This is a genomic window from Bradyrhizobium sp. SHOUNA76, from assembly GCF_023006445.1.
Classification (GTDB): Bacteria; Pseudomonadota; Alphaproteobacteria; order Rhizobiales; family Xanthobacteraceae; genus Bradyrhizobium.
Genome location: NZ_JALBHA010000729.1, coordinates 1 through 2325, shown reverse-complemented (window position 1 = coordinate 2325; position 2325 = coordinate 1). Strand labels below are relative to the sequence as shown.

Annotated in this window: 1 protein-coding gene and 2 pseudogenes; 1 reads left to right on the top strand and 2 read right to left on the bottom strand. The window is 67.4% G+C overall.

The annotated features are described in order from the left end of the window. Nucleotides 1-1218: pseudogene (locus MOV74_RS36250) on the top strand (tetratricopeptide repeat protein); the annotation flags it as partial. A gap of 230 nt (nt 1219-1448) precedes the next feature. On the opposite strand, the gene fliP reads toward MOV74_RS36250, so the two are convergent. After that, on the bottom strand, nt 1449-2207 hold the full coding sequence (gene fliP / locus MOV74_RS36245) for a flagellar type III secretion system pore protein FliP (RefSeq protein WP_246932086.1): 759 nt from the start codon (nt 2205-2207) through the stop codon (nt 1449-1451). Next, nucleotides 2204-2325: pseudogene (locus MOV74_RS36240) on the bottom strand (flagellar biosynthesis protein FliO); the annotation flags it as partial. The pseudogene MOV74_RS36240 and the gene fliP, both read right to left, overlap by 4 nt.

The following is a 2325-nucleotide window of genomic DNA, read 5'->3' as shown; positions in this document are numbered from 1 at the left end:
GAGGCGCTCGGCCACGACAAGGACGCGCTCGACGATTACGGGCTAGCGGTCGCCTCGGCCGATCGGTCGGCTGCGGCCGAGGCCAAGCAGCTCGAGGTCGCGCTGCGGCAGAAGCGCGACGAGATCGGCAAGGAAGACGCGCTGCGCGAGCTCGAGACCCTGTCGATGACCTGGCGCGGCGACGCGATCGAGGTCAAGACGCTGCAGATGCTGTCGCGGCTGTATGCCGAGAACGGGCGCTACCGGGACGCGCTCACCGCCGCGCGCACCGCGACCAAACTCCAGCCGAACGCTGAAGCCTCGCGTCAGGCGCAGGATCTCGCCTCCGAGCTGTTCACGCAAATCTTCCTGGGACCGAAGGGTGACGAGCTGCCGCCGGTCGAGGCGCTCGGGATGTTCTACGAGTTCCGCGAACTGACGCCGATCGGCCGCCGCGGCGACGAGCTGATCCGCCGTCTCGCCGACCGTCTCGCCTCGATCGATCTGCTCGATCAGGCCGCCGAGCTGCTGCAATATCAGGTCGATCATCGCCTCGAAGGCGCAGCGCGCGCCCAGGTCGCCGCGCGCCTCTCCATGATCTATCTCGCCAACCGCAAGCCCGACATGGCGATCACCGCGCTGCGCGCGAGCCGCATCAGCGATCTCTCCGGCGAGCTCAGGCAGCAGCGCCTGCTGCTGGAAGCGCGCGCGCAGAGCGACGTCGGCCGTCACGACCTCGCGCTCGACATCGTCTCCAACGTCTCCGGGCGCGAAGTGCTCCGCCTGCGCTCCGACATCTTCTGGGCGGGCCGGCGCTGGCGCGAATCCGCCGAGCAGATCGAGCTCTATTACGGCGAGCGCTTCCGCGACTTCAAGCCGCTCAACACGGTGGAGAAGAGCGACATCATCCGTGCCGCCGTCGGCTATGCGCTCGCCGACGACTCGATCGGCCTGTCGCGCTTCCGCGAGAAATACGCGCCGCTGATGAGCGAGAGCGCCGACCGTCTCGCCTTCGACATCGCCAGCAAGCCGGCCGCGGCCTCCAGCGCCGAATTCGCCGAGATCGCCAAGCTAGCGGCCAGCGTCGATACGCTCGACGGCTTCCTGCGCGAGATGAAGCAGCGCTTCCCCGACGCCACCGCCCGCGCGCCTAGCTCGCCGCAGGCCAAGGAAGAAAGCGACCACACCGGCTCGCTGCCCACGATCCCGGTCGTGCGGCAGATCAAGATGACGCGCTAGGGCTTTTTCTGCCCCTCGAAGCGGTCCGTGACGGTGCCGCATTCCCCGTCATTGCGAGCGCCGTCGCTACATCCTCCGTCATTGCGACGCAGCGAAGCAATCCAGGAATCTTTCCGCGGCGGCAGCCTGGATTGCTTCGTCGCAAGAGCTCCTGGCAATGACGGGGAGGGGGGCGGGGGGCTCCTTGCGGGAGCGGAGCGGATGTGCCGGCGGGGCTCCCCTCGCCCGCCTCATCCCCCGTAGCTCTGCACCAGGCTTCCTGCCACCAGCGACCAGCCGTCGACCAGCACGAAGAAGATCAGCTTGAACGGGAGCGAGATCGTTGCCGGGGGCAGCATCATCATGCCCATCGACATCAGCACCGAGGCGACGACGAGGTCGATGATCAGGAAGGGCAGGAACAACAGGAAGCCGATCTCGAAGGCGCGCTTCAGCTCGGAAATCATGAAGGCGGGGACGAGGATGCGAAGGGCGAGATCGTCGGGGGTGGCCGGGAGCGGGTCGCCCGAGAGATCCAGGAACAGCTTGAGGTCTTTCTCGCGCACGTTCTTCTGCATGAAGCCGCGCAAGGGCACGGAGGCGCGCTGGAGCGCGTCCTCGACGCCGATCTGGTTGGCGACGAGCGGGCGGATGCCGTCGTCATAGGATTTCTGCAGCACCGGCCCCATCACGAAGAAGGTGAGGAACATCGCGAGCGCGATGATCACCGAGTTCGGCGGCGCGGTCGCCGTGCCCAACGCGGTGCGCAGCAGCGACAGCACGACCACGATGCGCGTGAACGACGTCATCATGATCAGGATCGACGGCGCGATCGACAGCACGGTGAGCAGCGCGATGAGCTGGATCGCGCGCTCGGTGACGCCGCCACCGCCGGCGCCGCCGCCGAGATTGATGCTGATGTCCTGCGCATGCGCCGGCATCGCTGCCGATGCCGCGCCGATCAGAACAGAAAGGAAAAGAACTCTACGCGGGAGGGACGGCAGCCTCACGAAGACGGCTTCGGACGGCCGAGCAGCGAGGCCATCTCGTCTTCGAGATTTTCAAAGCTGGTCTTTTCCGCGGCCGGCTTCGGAGGCGGGGCCGGGGGCGCCGCCGGCTCGCTGCGAG